Consider the following 15,121-nt stretch of genomic DNA (forward strand, 5'->3'; position numbering starts at 1 on the left):
TGCGTAGGGGGCAGGGTCTGGTTTGAGCGAAGAGCGGACATAATGACTGCATTTTATAGGCGAGTCATTTCGAAATCACCTCTATTAAGTACAAAATTTGCCCGATTGTTATATTGAGGCATGTCTCGTAATTATTGGTATTTATATTGATAAATCGGCTTTTTTTTAACATTTGCAAACCAAATAAGATACACTAGCGCACACATAGTCATGACCGGGTAACATTTTGTACAGGCGCAATCGTTTCTTCTTCATTGCAGCATGTATGGCATTGCTCTCAGTAGCCATGTTGTTCGTTGCGCCTGTCATATCTAAATCTTTAGCTCACCATTCCGACTGTGTGAATTCAGCGATTACGACGGCCATGCCTGAGCATCATGGTATGGCTATGTCAGGAATGCACCACGACGTAGCTATGCCGGAGCTCTGCGAGCAAAACCTTACCATGGTTCATCGCATGATGGCGGGGCAAGCAATGTCCCCAATGGAAGAAATTGCCTGCGGATACTGTCAGCTACTGATTCATCTGCCATTCGTCCAGTTCGTGCTGACGGTAATGCTCTGGCTGATGTTACTCTGCGTTCGTATACCTCTCCCTCTGCTGGCAATCCTCTCTCCGATTTTTCGTGCCTGGGCACCACAGCGCGCCCGCGCACCGCCTGCTGTTTTTCTTTCTGCGAATTAACTACCCACAAAAATAGATTAATCGGCTGCTTATCTCAGGACAGGCAAGCTCGCTTACGCCAGAAAAATAGTAAGGCAAGTCATGAAAACTCAACGTTTTATACGTACCCCTCTTGCAGTTCTGATAATGATGGCATTCCAGACGAATGCCATTGCTGCCCAGGAGAACCACGATCACGCAACGATGGAGGATGATTCCGTCATGGTTGTTACGGCTCCCGCCTCAACGCCGCTGGAAGTTGTCACGTCCCCAAAAAGACCTCGTCAGCCTGTCCCGGCAAGTGATGGTTCCGATTACCTGAAAACCATCCCTGGCTTTTCACAGATACGGGCCGGTGGCACGAATGGCGATCCGGTTTTCCGCGGAATGTTCGGATCGCGTCTGCGTATCCTGACCAATAATGGCGAAATGCTGGGTGCCTGTCCGGCCCGAATGGATGCCCCCAGCTCTTATATCTCCCCGGAAAGTTTTGACCTTCTGACGTTGACCAAAGGGCCGCAAACGGTCCTGTGGGGGCCGGGTAACTCTGCAGGCACAATTCGTTTCGATCGCGAGCAGCCGCGGTTTGATAAACCCGGCGTACAGGGAAATGCCAGCCTGCTTGCTGCCTCGAACAATCGCTGGGATGAGAATGCGGATATCAGTCTGGGTAGCGAAGATGGATATTTACGCCTGATGGGTAACAAATCTCGTTCCGATGACTATAAGGATGGCAATGGTCATCGCGTTCCCTCAAAATGGGATAAATGGAACGGAGATATGGCGCTCGGCTGGACGCCTGATGAAGATACCCTGATTGAACTGACGGCAGGGAAAGGTGACGGAGAATCGCGGTATGCGGGGCGCAGTATGGACGGTTCCCAGTTCAGGCGAGAAAGCCTGGGTGCCAGGTTCGAAAAATCGAATATCGGAGAGATATTCCAGAAATTCGAAGCGAATGTCTATTACAACTACGCCGACCACATTATGGATAACTATTCACTGCGTTCACCCGACGGTGGTATGTCAGAAGGTATGTCGGAAGGAATGACAGACGGCGGCATGGGTGACGTAATGGATGCTGGCATGTCAATGGACATGAATATGCCAATGGCGATGGAAGTTGACAGACGTACTGTTGGCGGTCGTATGATGGGCACGTGGGAGTGGGCGGATGTGGAGCTGAAAAGCGGTGCCGATACCCAACTGAATACTCATCGCAATAAAATGGACAACAGTTGGGTCAAAGATGCCCGTTTCCATGATTATGGTCTCTTCAGTGAACTCACCTGGAATACCACTGATTCAAGCAAGGTAGTGGGGGGCGCTCGCCTTGACCGTGTCCTCGTGGATAATTTTTCCGGTAAAGGCTCATCAGAGCGAACGGACACCCTTCCTGCCGGGTTTGTACGTTTCGAGCATACCCTCGCAGAAATGCCGCTAATGCTTTATGCCGGGGTTGGATATACAGAACGCTTCCCGGACTACTGGGAACTTTTTTCCCCCACCTACGGGCCTGACGGCACCTCAGACGCGTTTGATAAAGTGAAAACCGAAAAAACGACCCAGCTTGATATTGGCGCACAGTATTCCGGCAAACGTACTGACGCCTGGGTTTCTGCTTATGTCGGTCGCGTAAATGATTTTATCCTTTTCCGCTACGATCCCAACGATGCGTATATCAGCCAGGTCGATAACATCAACGCCACTATCATGGGAGGCGAGGCCGGTGTCAGCTATAAGCTGACCGACAGCTGGAAAAACGACGCCAGCCTGGCCTATTCCTGGGGCAGGAATACGGAAGATGGTAAACCCCTTCCGCAAATGCCTCCTCTCGAAGCCCGCCTGGGATTGTCCTGGGAGAGTGGCAACTGGAGCAGTACCGGGCTGTTACGTCTGGTCAGTAGCCAGCATCGGGTGGCGATTAATGAAGGTAATGTGGTGGGCAAAGATTTTGACAGCAGCGCCGGTTTTGCCGTGGTTTCCGCCAATGCCACTTACCGCGTGAACAAGTACTTTAAAGTGAGCGCCGGTGTCGATAATCTTCTGGACAAGGATTACAGCGAGCATCTCAACCTGGCGGGTAATAGTAGCTTTGGCTACTCCGCCAATACCTCCGTTAACGAACCAGGAAGAACATTCTGGGGCAAAATTAATGTGACATTCTGACCGGTCCAGATCTAAAAACCGGATTGTTTATTCAGGAGATATGAGGAAATCATTATGTTGAAAATTCTCAAAACCCCGGAAGGGAAGAAGTTTCTGATTGCCGTAGCTTGTGTGTTTATCGTTGCAGTAAGCGTGGTTTCAAAGGCCGCGTTCCAGGGCGTTGAAGACCAGTATAATCTGCCAATGGAAACCTGGGACATATCCTTGTTCATTATTCAGGGAGCATGGGTTGCCGTCTATAGTCTTCTGTTCACCGTTATAGGCTCTCTCCCGTTTGGCTTTTATTTCCTGGGACCCAGGGATGAAAAGGGTTAGCAGGACTCTAATTTCATAACGTCTTAACCGACACTTTCAAAGGCTTTCACCTGTATGTGTCAGTGCTGTTTGCGCTGGCACTGTCAAATGGCAACACATTGCCAGCCCCCTTTTTCATGAAACGACGCAAGTTCTGTGCGTATTGTAATAGTGGCTAAAAATAGTTGATCGGATTAACAGCACGCTATTTAAGTCAAATTTCATTTTAGTTTGTCCCGTCGTGCTACATCAATCTCAAGGATATTAAATCCTAAGTTATTACATTGAAGGATTGAATGTCCGTGCATGGCACGAAGCGGACCATCTGACTGAGCTGAAGGTCTGCAATGAGCGAATAGCGGAAGTACACAGTTAGCCTCACAATCAAGGCATAGCTGGTACTGCTTATTTAAATCACGTTGGGCTGTGTTAAGCAAGAATGACAGGGATATTTATAGATCCAGTGACGTGCTATCCGTTGATTAACCCTGCCGTGGCAGTGTAAGCATCCCTGCAAAACAAACCATTCACCTTATGAGATCCCGGCAAATACTGCATCAGTCGGTATTTTTCCGGTGTCAGATAACAGGTAAATCGCTCGCATTCCCTAAAAGAGAGCTTATATTGACAAACTTGTTATTCTTCAGTTGAGAACACAGTCAGTATTGGCGTAGATTATTCTTAAGTCGCGTTTTGGCGTGACCTGCGCCCTTCAACTTATCACACTACGCTTTTAGCAACGTCTGCCACTGGCATGGAACAGGCAGAAATCAAGGTCACAAGTTCCGCTGCAAGCGAAGAGTGGACATTGCTAACAGCATTTTGTGTGAATCAAAGGGGAGCAGTTCACCGATATCAATTGGCAATATAAGGACATTTGAAACATAATGATATTTTTTGAACTTGAACCTTTTGATATTTCAAATCTCAATGATGCTGATCTAAGAGAGTTGGTCGCTAGGTTGTGTGAAGCGGAATTGATTCGTCAAGAACTACAGACATCTTGTGTTCTATGGGGGGGAGCTCAGGAAGCTGCTGACGGTGGTCTCGATGTTCGAGTTGTCGATGCTATCCCTTTACTAAAGCCGGGCTTTATAAGTCGTGAAAATACTGGCTTTCAAGTGAAGAAAAACAGTATGAGTAAGGCGGCTTGCAAAAATGAAATGCTTGATAAAGGGAAGCTAAAAACTGTTATAGCGGATCTCTTAGAAAAAAAAGGGGCTTATATAATTGTTAGTGGCAAAGATGATTGTTCTGACAAAATGCTATCAGAACGCCTTCTAGGAATGAAATCTGCGCTCGAAGGTTTACCAGATAGCGAAGAGCTTCTCCTTGACTTTTATGGTAGGGATCGGCTTAGCGCATGGTTGAGACAATTTCCCGAGGTTGCCTTGTGGGTCCGCTCTAGACTAGGCAAGCCATTATCCGGATGGCGACCGTTTGGGAGATGGGCTTCCACTCCAGTCGATAAAGATGATGAGTTTTTGCTTGACGAACACCCTTGTGTCATCGATATGAACTCAAATCACAAAGAGCCTTCAACGATTTCGGATGGAATCAGGCTTGTGCGTGAAAGATTAAAAAGATCTGGCTCGGCTGTAAGAATAACTGGTCTATCAGGAGTTGGAAAAACACGCTTTGCTCAGGCTCTTTTTGAAAGTGATGTATGCGATAACTCGCTACCGAAAACAAATGTAATATATGCGGATCTTGGTGATGAATTAACTCCAACAGCATCAGAGCTTGTCTCATACTTGGTAGCTAATGATTTTTCAAGCTATTTGGTATTGGATAACTGCCCACCAGATGTTCATAGAAAATTGCAAAAACAGGTTTCGTCAAATCAAGCAAAGTTGAGTCTTCTCACTATCGAGTATGATATTTCGGATGACCGCCCAGAAGAAACAGAAGTAATACACATCGAACCATCAAGTGAACAGACCGTATCTAAACTTATCCAAAAGAGGTTTCAGTCCCTAGGGCGTGTTAATTCCGATAAAGTTGCAGAGTTTTCCGGAGGGAATGCACGTGTTGCGATTGCATTGGCGAGTCGAGTGAGTCAAGATGAAACCTTGACAAATTTTTCTGATGAGGACTTGTTCCAGAGGCTCTTCAATCAAAGAAAAGGTACAACCGAAAGCTTGCTTGAAAGCGCAGAGATCCTATCCTTGGTTTATTCGTTCAATATTTCCCCGAAAGAGTACAATGATGAATTGAGCGCTCTTTCTAGAATTGGCGGATTTGAACGTGACAGGTTGAATCGCAATCATGCAGAGCTATTGCGAAGGCAGCTATCGCAAAAGCGGGGAAACTGGCGAGCAGTGCTTCCGCATGCAATAGCTAACCGTCTCGCACGACGGGCCCTTCAGAATATCGATCCTGATAAAATTAATGCTGAGTTATTAAAGGCTGATAATTTTCGTTTATTCAAGTCATGTGCCCATCGACTAGGATATCTGCATGACTTTGAACCTGCTAGATATCTCGCCCATACGTGGATGAACATTGATGGGCCATTTCATAACATTGCACGGTGCGATGCTGAGCAGCTTACGGCACTAACTCACATCGCACCTGTGTTTCCAGAAGTAGTGTTAACCGCTATAGAGAATGCTTCGGAAGCTCGAGATTTCTGCTCACGAGATAATCAGAATTTTTCTACGCTCGTTAGATTGCTTGGAAAAATAGCATATGATGATCAGTACTTCGACCGTTCTGCTGGGCTAATTCTTCGCTTTGCGGAAACTGAACAATCTGGGGAGAACAATAATAGTATCGCTCGTCAATTGGCGAGCCTTTTTTCATTATACCTTTCTGGAACCCAGGCTACACCAGCGCGAAGACATTGTTTTGTGAATAGGATGTTAAATTCCGGCAGCTTGAGACAGCTTGAAATTGCGCAGGATATTCTTCGGTCTGCATTTCAGGTTTCTCACTGGAGTTCATTTGGAGGATTTGATTTTGGCGCTCGTAGCAGAGACTTTGGGTGGGAACCGACAACGAATGAAGATATATTAAACTGGTACGTAGGCTATATTGAGCTGTTAGTGCCGTTTTTAGATTCGGGTAATGCTCCACTATGCAATTGGGCAAAGGCGATACTAGCTAACCACTTTGTAGCATTATGGAGCTATGCAGGCTGCTTTGAAATTCTCGAAAACATAGTGCTGAAATATGGTGCTGGCGGTAAATGGCCAGATATATGGATGGCCATTAAGCGGACAATCCATTACAACGGGAAGAAACACGTACCCGAATTATTAAAAAGGATAGAAGCACTCGAGCATTTAACCGCACCGGCTGATCCCTATTTCGAAATCGAGGCATATGCCCTGACTAACACTTGGGATCACGTAGAAGTATTAGATGGGGATTACACAGAAAATTCTGAAAAAATTCATCAGAAGATAGAAGAACTAGGTGAGCTTGCGTCATCCGAACCTGACTACCTTGAAAGATTGGCACCAAGGTTATGGGAAAAACGTATTGATGCGCTTTGGTCATTCGGCAAAGGATTGGCCAAAGGATCATCAAACCAAGGTTTAACCTTTGAGATGCTTGTCCGTCTAATGCAAAAGCAAGAGTTAGAAGTAGTACAACCTATCCTCTTTTGCGGTTTTATTGTTGGCGTTCATGCCGGTGATCCTGGCTTGTCTCGGAAGCTCCAAGAGTCTGTATTAGATGTGCCGGAGCTTAAACAGTATTTTGTTGATATTTTGTCTGCAACGCCGATAGCCCCTTGGGGAGCAAAAAAGCTTATTGATCTGGCGAAGACAGGTGAACTGGAAGCATGGAGGTTTCAACAGATAAGTTACGGTCGAGTTCATGAATCCATTTCTGATGATAATTTATCAGAATTACTTGCCGCACTTAATGATTTGGCCGATGGGATATTTTCAACTATTGAAATTTTGAGCATGCGATTCTTTACTGAAAAGGGTAGCAACAGTCCTAGCGATAACCTACGATCTGTTGGAAGGCAGGCCATTTTGAAACTGTTATCAATGCACAGGGATGAGATTAGTAGGCGACAACTCCATGGAATGGACCGTGTTGTTGCAGAGTGTTTATCAGAGCCAGCAGCGGAGAATGAAGTTCGCGATATTATTAACTTGCTTTGCAATGGCGTAGAGACGTATCGCTTATATAGCTTTGAATTAGAGACTATCATATCCTATCTAGTGAAAACTTATCCAGAATTTGTATTAGATAGAGTGTTAATAGATAGTGAGAATAGTGAACAACTTATTTATTTGCTTTTCCAGGATAGGATCAATCGTAGTAGCTCGCCATTAAACTTAGCGCCGATAGAGCGCTTGCTGAAATGGTGTAATGGATATCAAGATAGGATTTATAAAGTGGCAGGTGCCGTTTCGGCATACACATCCTTAGACAAGGAATCACAGCCACTAGACAATCCAAAGAAAGTAATTCTCAGTCATCACATTACATCACTTTTGGATGCCGCAGAGAACAAAGCCGCGATAGTTGAAACTATTTACTCAAGGTCTTTTCCTGGTGGGTGGTCAGGATCACTTGCCGATATTCTTGAAGTTCGTTTGGAGGCATTCGAAGTCCTATTAAATCATGTCTCTCCTGAGGTGCGAGAGATGGCTAAGACCAAGCTTTCTCTTCTAAATAGGTCTATTAGAGAGAGTAGAGCGAGTGAGGCCGAAGAGTACAACCGGCGGGAGCAAAGATTTGAGTGACCATTTTGCTTTTGATCGGGGTTCGTATACTAAAGCGCTGCTGTCGGGCAATTTTTCCGCTTTGCTCCAAAATTGCCGCATAGCGCGGCGTCCACCGTCCGCTTCTGGCACAAAGCGGCCAGGCATGAGGAACATGACATCCGCTTTGAGCCAAAAGCGAACCTAAAAATATTGCTTCCACATGCAATAAGGATTTTTCTCCTGCCACGTTTCATAAGGGCCGGTAAACTGGCAGTCCGGCGGGTATATTACTTCAGCTCCAGCACGCTTATCACATGGGCAATATCTGCAATATCGCCTGCTGACAACGGTTGCAGAGGACGGGGCAGGCAATCTGTATCGGTAAGTCCGAGCACCCCAGCAGCGGCGGCAATAACGCGAATACTTCCGCCATGTTTACGGAACAACGACCACAATGGCTCAAGGCGGGTCGTCAGGGCTGTAACGCGTTCATGATCTTTCGCCGCCGCTGCCTCAGTAATTTGTTTCGCCATCTCAGGGAATAGACCGCCACACACCGAATACCAGACTTCACAGCCAGCATTTAATCCCAGCCCGGCATAAGCATCGCCACTAATACCGATGGTTACGCCAGGGCGCAGGTGTTGACGCAAAGACTCCACCCGCCTGGTCGCAGCAGCCGGACTATCCGGAACACCAGGGATTTTGATCGAGCGAACCCCCTCAAGTGATGAGAGACACCCATGCAGTTCATCCGTAAAGGTAAAATGCGTAGTGCCCGGATTATCATAGATGCACACCGGTACGGACACGTGCCGGGTAACGGTCTCGAATAGTGAGAAGACTTCTGCGTCACGGAGTGACTGGTAGCTAACTGCCGGGAGTAACAGGGCATTTGCGCCAGCAGTCTGTGCATCATCTGCCAGATGCAGGATCGCATCGGTACTGACCGACCCTACACACACCATAACAGGGATGTCTCCGGCAAGCTGTTTTGCCAGAGTTGCTACGCGCTTGCGCTGCTCCCGGGTCAGATAGGCATAGCTACCGGTTGAGCCCAGGATGCTCATAGAATCAACTCTGGCTTCTGTAAGGCGGGAAAGAATATGGCTAAAACCCTTTTCGTCCACGCCACTGGCGGTGACCGGGGTTAACGGAAACGCAGACAAGCCGGCAAACATAAGAGTTGCTCCTGAATGATATTACTGCTGTTGATCGTCGATGAGAACAACGTCAAACCACAGGCCGGGCATCATTTTTTCAAGGCCCCCGGTCAGGATCTTCCCGGCTTCGTGAAGCGCCTCCAGTGGCATCTGAGGCAGACTTTCCAGAATGAACCACATTTGCTGAGCTTCCACACCTAAGCGAGTTCTGATCCCCTGTCGCCAGTTCCAGCGACGGCAGGTCACGCCATTATCATCACACCAGATAACCTTGCCTTGTGAAGGATATTCAACGGCAATCTCTCCCTCTTTGACGGTATCAAAAGGCTCTGTTCCTTTTGCCACAGTCAGACGTGGCGATCCCTGATAGGCAGAGATATTCTCTCCACCAACCGGAACGGCGTAGCGAAGACTTACAGCATTATAAAGATTAACGATAGGATCAAGCGTTGGCAGCGTTCCGTCACGTAATACGCGCTTACGTAATGCATCTGCTGAGCAAGGGGTACGTTTAGGTTTAGCTCCAAACTTTTGAAAAACGTCGGCCCATGCGGCCAGATGAGCTTCCGCCCATTCAGGCTTCCCAGCCAGGGCTGCTTCACATGCTTCTCGCAGCGCCGTTTCTCCGACATCGGGGTTAAGTACTGGCGCAGCTTTTACGTAGATACTGAGTGCCCGAAAACCGGGAGCAATACGATAAATTTCAGGGACAATTGACGGAGAGACTGTTAACACGTGATAATCCTGTAATGACCAATTTATCCCACGATAATGACCAATGACCAAAAAAGTCAATTTAATGACCGATGCGAATGCTATCGTCAGCACTGTGAATGAAGCCTTATCCCGGCGGGTTAAGCTGTATCGTAAACAAAAGAGAATATCCCTTGATGAACTCTCCCGTCGGGCAGGCGTCAGCAAAGGAGCGCTGGTTGAGATTGAGGGATGTCGTGCGAATCCCAGCATTGCCCTGTTATGTCGCCTGGCTGCGGCGATGGGGGTTTCAGTAGCTGACTTTGTGGATGTTAGTTCAAAACCGACTGTTCATCTCATTGCGGAAAATGAGATCCCGGAATTATGGCAAGGCGAAACAGGCGGGAGAGCAAGGTTGCTCGCAGGCTCTGGAGGCCCTGATATGACAGAACTCTGGATGTGGGAAATGCAGCCTGGGGAAAAGTTTGCTTCACCCGGCCATACGCAAGGGACGCTTGAATTGTTTTACGTTCAGACGGGCACGCTCACACTTGGCGTACAGGACCATTTGTACCTGGTGAAGACCGGGTGTTCGGCAACGGCCAGAACGGATGTTCCTCATTCCTATGAAAACCGGGAGAAGGGTCCATTGGTTTTCATCATGACAGTACATGAAAAAGCATCCTGAGTATGGCTTGTCTCATCACAATTAAGGGCTGAAGGATATGTTAAGTGGATAATCAGCATCTGAGTTTTAGCAAAGACAAGTTTACTGTCACAACTCATCCTGCCTTTTTTCAGGTGGAGGCCATTCACAATTACCTTTCGTAATCGTCCTGGGCTGCTGGCACAAACCAGTCTTCCAGTATGCCCGCCGCCAGGACGCTCAAAAACGTTTAAGGCATAATGGAAACGCTGGCGGATAATCCTGCAACCAGTTCAATTCCTTCCGGTATCTTATCTAACTGGATACGTACAGGTACGCGCTGCGCAAGTCGCACCCAACTGAAGGTGGGATTGACATTTGGCAACCCAAGTCCGCCCGTCTCGTCATTGCTATCATCGATTCCCCGGCCAATACTCTCCACATGCCCCGTAATAAGCGGATCGAACCCTGTCAGGGAAATTTGTGCGGCCTTCCCGATACGAATATGACGCAGTTTGGTCTCTTCAAAATAGCCCACCACCCAGAAACTGTGCGCATCGACAATGGCGACCTTTGTTTCACCCATAGTGGCGTAGTCGCCCGGGCGAAGCCGAAGATGCGTGACGTAACCGGTAACCGGTGCGCGCACGGTAGCATGAGATAAATTAAGCTGCGCCAGTTCCAGTGCAGCCAATGCCCCCTGATAATTGGCCGCCGCGACACGTGCTGCGCTGCCTGTTTGCTGAATGTCCTCACTGGAAATGACCCCTTTTATGAGCGCACGCCGCCTGGCCGCATCCTGGCGCATCACCATCTCATGTCGCTTTGCCTCAACGTCGGCCTGGGCGCTGAGCACGGCCAGCTTCAGCCAGCGCGGGTCTATAGCATAAAGTACATCGCCACGGTTAACCCACTGATTATCCCGGACCGCCACGCTGCTCACCGGGCCGGAAACATCCGGCGCAATCTGCACGACATCTGCCCGAACCCGTCCATCGCGCGTCCAGGGCGTCTGCGCATACTGTTTCCAGAAAATAAACGCCACGAAAGCAGCTACCGCCACTGCGATTAACGTCAGCGCGTAACGACCAGATAAAGAGAGCAAAGATTTCATGCGAATAACCCCAGTGTGGTCAGGCCCTGCAAGAGCAGGAAATAGGTCACGATATAAGTTGAGACATCAATCAACGGGCGTAAGGGCAAACGGCGATAAAGCCTGCTGACTGAGAAAAGCGGCACGAGTAACAGCGTACAGACCAGAGCAATGAGCGCGGTCAGTAGCAGGCCGGGGATAAAAACTCCCCCGATATTGATGTCATTAATCATGAGTAGTCTCCTTGTTCTGCGCCCGTAACGCGCAATGCAGATCAACTAACCTGTCGACAAACTGGCATGATTGTTCATCCGTGGCGGGCAGGCAGAGATCCACCATGGTGGCAATGCGCTCTCGTAAGGCTTCGGTCTCCGTTGTGCGGGTAAGACCATAAAGCACCTCGTCGATACCGTTGCCGGGGGGCGTTTCGCAGCGGCGCAGGCGCATCACACAGAGGCCAATGCGCAAAAAGTGCAGCAGATGTTCAAGCGCCCGCGCGGATGACCGCCCGCTGCGCGGCAAGCGTGGCAGCAGCAGGGCGGCGCGGTCGATCATCAGATTGGTCCAGTGCGTTTCATCGCCTTTGAACATGCCGTTCTCGCTGCGGCGAATATCTCGCTGGCAAAGTTTCAGCAGACGGTTTATCGCCGCGTCAGCCTGTACGGTTTGCAGCAGGCTCATGCCGATAACCGCAAAGCCGGTCGCAAAAAACAGAGCGATAGCGGTGTTTGCCGCATCGGCAAAGTCGCCGCTGTAGTGCGCGCCCAGCTCGCACAGAACGGGCAGCGTCAGGGTGATCCCCATCGCCATAAAGGTGGTGGGGGGCCGTGCCTGCAACGATCCGGCAAGCAGATAAACCGGGGCAAGTACCGCCACCAGCACGGGGAAATCGCTGAGCGGAGGAAGCAGGGCGAAGCTGTAGATAAGGCTTATCAATACGCCCCAAACAGAGCCGATAATGTATTTCACAATGTGCGGTGCCGGCGTGTCAAAACTGCCAAACAACGTACAGCAAACCCCAAGAATCGACACCGCCGTACCGCCATCGGGCCAGGCAGAGTAAATCCACACCAGGCAACCGCTCAGAATGATGATAAAAGCGCCCAGCGCGGTCCGGGCTGCACTAAGGAGATCGCGATGGAAAACATACCCTTTCGCCGCATGATCTTCCGCCTGCATTGGCGTGGATTTTGCTTGATGGATGACATCCGTGAGACGTTCACACTGTTGCAGGAGAGTAATCAACTCAGCAATGTAGCGTAAGAAATTCACCCGCAGCGCATCTTCAAACGTCAGCGCCTGCGCAGAGAGTCGCTGCGCTAACTGCTCACTGCGTTGTTGTAACGTATCTGCTATGGTTTTGCGTTTCCCGGTATCGTCGCAGGTCAGCCAGGCCTGAACGTCATCCTGCAGCGCCTGCATTCCGGCGGGCATCTCCGCGATTGTCTGCAAACGATCGCGTAATTCTTCGTTGACAATGACTAACCGCGCCAGCCTGTCGTGGAGCGCTTTCCTGGCCTGGCGGACCGGAACCGAAAGGGCAAAATCATACGGGATATGGTGACTGATACCCTGCAGAAACTGTAGCGCCAGCGCCAGATGCAGAGGATCTGACTGTGCATCGGACTTTCCTGCCAGGGTGTCGGCAATCCGCTGACGCACGGCGTGCAGCGTCTGGGCTAATTTGCTGTTGAACAGCACTGATATCCGGACAGGTAAAATGTAGCGGTGAATTAGCGCGGCGCAGACGATACCGATCGCGATCTCCTGTACCCGAATGATGGCGATGTTAAACACCGTGCCGGGATCGGAGACGGCGGGAAACCCTATCAGGCTTGCGGTATAACCGGCCAGAACAAAGGCATAGGCGCGGGGCGTGCGTTTGAGCAGGGATAACCAGAGGCAGAAAGTGATCCAGCCTGTCAGAATCACACTGCATAAAATCGGCGTATTCACAAACGTGGGTACAATCAACACCGTGGCTCCCGCACCAGCCACGGTACCCGCCAGGCGATAAAGGCTTCTGCTCAAGGATGCGCCTGACGAGGTTTGCGAAACGATGTAGACGGTGATGATGGCCCACGAGGGCCGTTCAAGGCCAATCGCCAGGGCAATATAATATGCGAGCATCGCGGCGGCAAAACTCCTGCCGGAATAGAGCAGGGCATGGGCGTCGCTCAGCAGCGCGGGAGAGCCTGTGCGGCCTGACCAACGGCTTATCGCGTGCACAATACGGCTGTGATGGGAAGTGAACTTATTCATGCCGGGAATTATTCCCGCTTTGCACATGTCCTTAAATACTTTATTCTGCCAAAAAATACCTAAATGTTGCCAATGAGATGCCAGCCAGACTTGCTCATACCCTGTTTGATCCCGATAGTGTGCCGTGTCCTGCCGTCGCGCGAAATATTGATTTCGTTGATTACGCGGCAGAAGTCCCGGTCCATACGCACCGCAAGGGGCAACTGATCGTTGCGCTGTATGGGGCAGTGATTTGCCGCGCGGAAAACGATATCTGGATAGTGCCGCCAGACTGCGCGGTGTGGATCCCCGGCGGCATCCCCCATAGCGCCAAAGCGACCTGGAATGCGCATCTCAACTATTTGTTTATTGAACCCGGCGCCGCCGCGCTGCCTGAGAAATGCTGTACGCTGGCGATTTCGCCGCTGCTCAAAGCGTTAGTTGACCGCTTAACGGGCGAGGGCCTCGATTATGCAGCGGAGAGCCATGTCGGCAGGCTGACCAGGGTGACGCTCGATGAACTGGCCATTATGCCTCAGCAGAAATTGAGTCTGCCGGTTTCGGCACACCCTAAGATCCGCGCCATGGCAGATGCACTGGTCAGCCATCCGGAAGACCGCAGCACGTTTAAAGTCTGGGCGAAACGGCTGGCGATCAGCGAGCGTTCATTAGCACGCCTGATGCAGCGGGAAACCGGGCTGACCTTCGGGCGATGGCGTCAGCAGCTGCATTTGATTATTGCCCTTCGGGAGCTGGCAAGCGGAATATCGGTGCAAAACGTCGCGGCTAATCTGGGATATGAGTCGGTAAACGCGTTTATCACCATGTTCAGAAAAACGATGGGGAGCACGCCCGCGCACTATTTTGCCGATCGAAGAAAGGCAGATCCCTGAGTGACGCACAGGCTGGATACAGCACCAACCGGATGGTAGCTCGGTTACTATGACGTGTATGGTGCGGATTACGGCGGCGAATGCCAGCGCGTTTTATACCTGAGTCAGACGGAAGAGAAAATCAGGCGCGGAAGGGAGCCACGCAAGAAGTAAATATCGCCAGAAACTTACCCGCGAAGGTGAACGTTACGGACAAGTGAGTGGGCGGCGTTGAGACATTCCTGGTATCCCTGACGGAAATAATGGAGGTACTCGTCAGAGCCAAACTCGGTGAAAAATTCCATCATCGTATTTTTATCAAGATGATACTGGCGGGTCAGCAAGCCAGCCTGCCATGCGGCCAGCTCTTTTTCACCACATTGTTCACGAAGCTGGTGGCAATATCCCAGCACGTAGCCGCGTTTGTAATCATCATTAAAAGCGGTGAAATCAGCCACCTTGCGCGGATGCTGCCCTTTAAGGCCCTCCACGATCCCTGTTCCAAAATAATTGGTCATCGTGCACCTCACTACTCGTTATATAAAACATTATATAACGACAAGGCGAAATGTCTCTACCTAAAAATAAGTAAATCTGGGCGTAAGTGGCCCGCAGT

The 15,121-nt window shown here is 49.8% G+C and carries 12 protein-coding genes and 1 pseudogene; 7 read left to right on the forward strand and 6 right to left on the reverse strand.

Annotated features, from left to right (window positions below; all coding sequences use genetic code 11):
- Window positions 1–265 precede the first annotated feature (265 nt).
- The 4 genes from ACMGGS_RS16890 to ACMGGS_RS16905 all read left to right on the forward strand — a co-directional run bounded on the left by ACMGGS_RS16890 (window position 266) and on the right by ACMGGS_RS16905 (window position 7,836).
- Window positions 266–685, forward strand: a complete 420-nt coding sequence (locus ACMGGS_RS16890) for a DUF2946 domain-containing protein (RefSeq protein ID WP_414163577.1) — start codon at window positions 266–268, stop codon at window positions 683–685.
- A gap of 81 nt (window positions 686–766) precedes the next feature.
- Complete coding sequence (locus tag ACMGGS_RS16895) at window positions 767–2,833, forward strand: TonB-dependent copper receptor (RefSeq protein WP_414163578.1); 2,067 nt, start codon at window positions 767–769, stop codon at window positions 2,831–2,833.
- A gap of 54 nt (window positions 2,834–2,887) precedes the next feature.
- The gene (locus tag ACMGGS_RS16900) at window positions 2,888–3,148 is read left to right on the forward strand and encodes a DUF2534 family protein (RefSeq protein WP_414163579.1); all 261 of its coding nucleotides are present in this window, start codon (window positions 2,888–2,890) and stop codon (window positions 3,146–3,148) included.
- 866 nt (window positions 3,149–4,014) lie between these two features.
- Window positions 4,015–7,836: a hypothetical protein gene (locus tag ACMGGS_RS16905; protein ID WP_414163580.1), complete on the forward strand. Its 3,822-nt coding sequence runs from the start codon at window positions 4,015–4,017 to the stop codon at window positions 7,834–7,836.
- 248 nt (window positions 7,837–8,084) lie between these two features.
- On the opposite strand, the gene ACMGGS_RS16910 is transcribed toward ACMGGS_RS16905, so the two are convergent.
- Window positions 8,085–8,978 carry a dihydrodipicolinate synthase family protein gene (locus tag ACMGGS_RS16910; RefSeq protein ID WP_414163581.1) on the reverse strand — a complete coding sequence of 298 codons (894 nt, stop codon included), beginning with the start codon at window positions 8,976–8,978 and terminating at the stop codon, window positions 8,085–8,087.
- Between the two features lie 21 nt (window positions 8,979–8,999).
- Entirely contained in the window at window positions 9,000–9,695 is a 696-nt protein-coding gene (locus ACMGGS_RS16915) for a B3/4 domain-containing protein (RefSeq protein ID WP_414163582.1), read from the reverse strand.
- Window positions 9,696–9,738: 43 nt separating this feature from the next.
- Between ACMGGS_RS16915 and ACMGGS_RS16920 the strand changes: the two genes are divergently transcribed.
- Both ACMGGS_RS16920 and ACMGGS_RS16925 read left to right on the forward strand, forming a co-directional pair.
- A complete protein-coding gene (locus ACMGGS_RS16920; protein ID WP_414163583.1) occupies window positions 9,739–10,341 on the forward strand; it encodes a helix-turn-helix domain-containing protein in 603 nt (200 codons plus the stop codon).
- 44 nt (window positions 10,342–10,385) lie between these two features.
- Window positions 10,386–10,481, forward strand: a pseudogene (locus ACMGGS_RS16925) (N-acetyltransferase); the annotation flags it as partial.
- 68 nt (window positions 10,482–10,549) lie between these two features.
- Here the strand turns inward: ACMGGS_RS16925 and ACMGGS_RS16930 are convergent.
- From ACMGGS_RS16930 to ACMGGS_RS16940, 3 genes are read right to left on the reverse strand one after another with little or no spacing between them, the layout of a single operon-like run.
- Entirely contained in the window at window positions 10,550–11,413 is an 864-nt protein-coding gene (locus tag ACMGGS_RS16930) for an efflux RND transporter periplasmic adaptor subunit (RefSeq protein WP_414163585.1), read from the reverse strand.
- The gene (locus ACMGGS_RS16935) at window positions 11,410–11,625 is read right to left on the reverse strand and encodes a DUF1656 domain-containing protein (protein ID WP_414163586.1); all 216 of its coding nucleotides are present in this window, start codon (window positions 11,623–11,625) and stop codon (window positions 11,410–11,412) included. Before ACMGGS_RS16935 ends, ACMGGS_RS16930 begins: the two co-directional genes overlap by 4 nt.
- Window positions 11,618–13,654, reverse strand: coding sequence for an FUSC family protein (locus tag ACMGGS_RS16940; protein WP_414163587.1), 2,037 nt, complete (start codon window positions 13,652–13,654; stop codon window positions 11,618–11,620). The genes ACMGGS_RS16935 and ACMGGS_RS16940 overlap by 8 nt, the downstream gene beginning before the upstream one ends.
- 77 nt (window positions 13,655–13,731) lie before the next feature.
- Here ACMGGS_RS16940 and ACMGGS_RS16945 point away from each other — a divergent pair, with 77 nt between their 5' ends.
- Window positions 13,732–14,526: an AraC family transcriptional regulator gene (locus tag ACMGGS_RS16945; RefSeq protein WP_414163588.1), complete on the forward strand. Its 795-nt coding sequence runs from the start codon at window positions 13,732–13,734 to the stop codon at window positions 14,524–14,526.
- 167 nt (window positions 14,527–14,693) lie between these two features.
- On the opposite strand, the gene ACMGGS_RS16950 is transcribed toward ACMGGS_RS16945, so the two are convergent.
- Window positions 14,694–15,023, reverse strand: coding sequence for a DUF2623 family protein (locus tag ACMGGS_RS16950; RefSeq protein WP_414163589.1), 330 nt, complete (start codon window positions 15,021–15,023; stop codon window positions 14,694–14,696).
- Window positions 15,024–15,121: the final 98 nt, after the last annotated feature.

Origin of the sequence: Superficieibacter sp. BNK-5, from assembly GCF_047456055.1 — a bacterium.
Classification (GTDB): Bacteria; Pseudomonadota; Gammaproteobacteria; order Enterobacterales; family Enterobacteriaceae; genus Superficieibacter.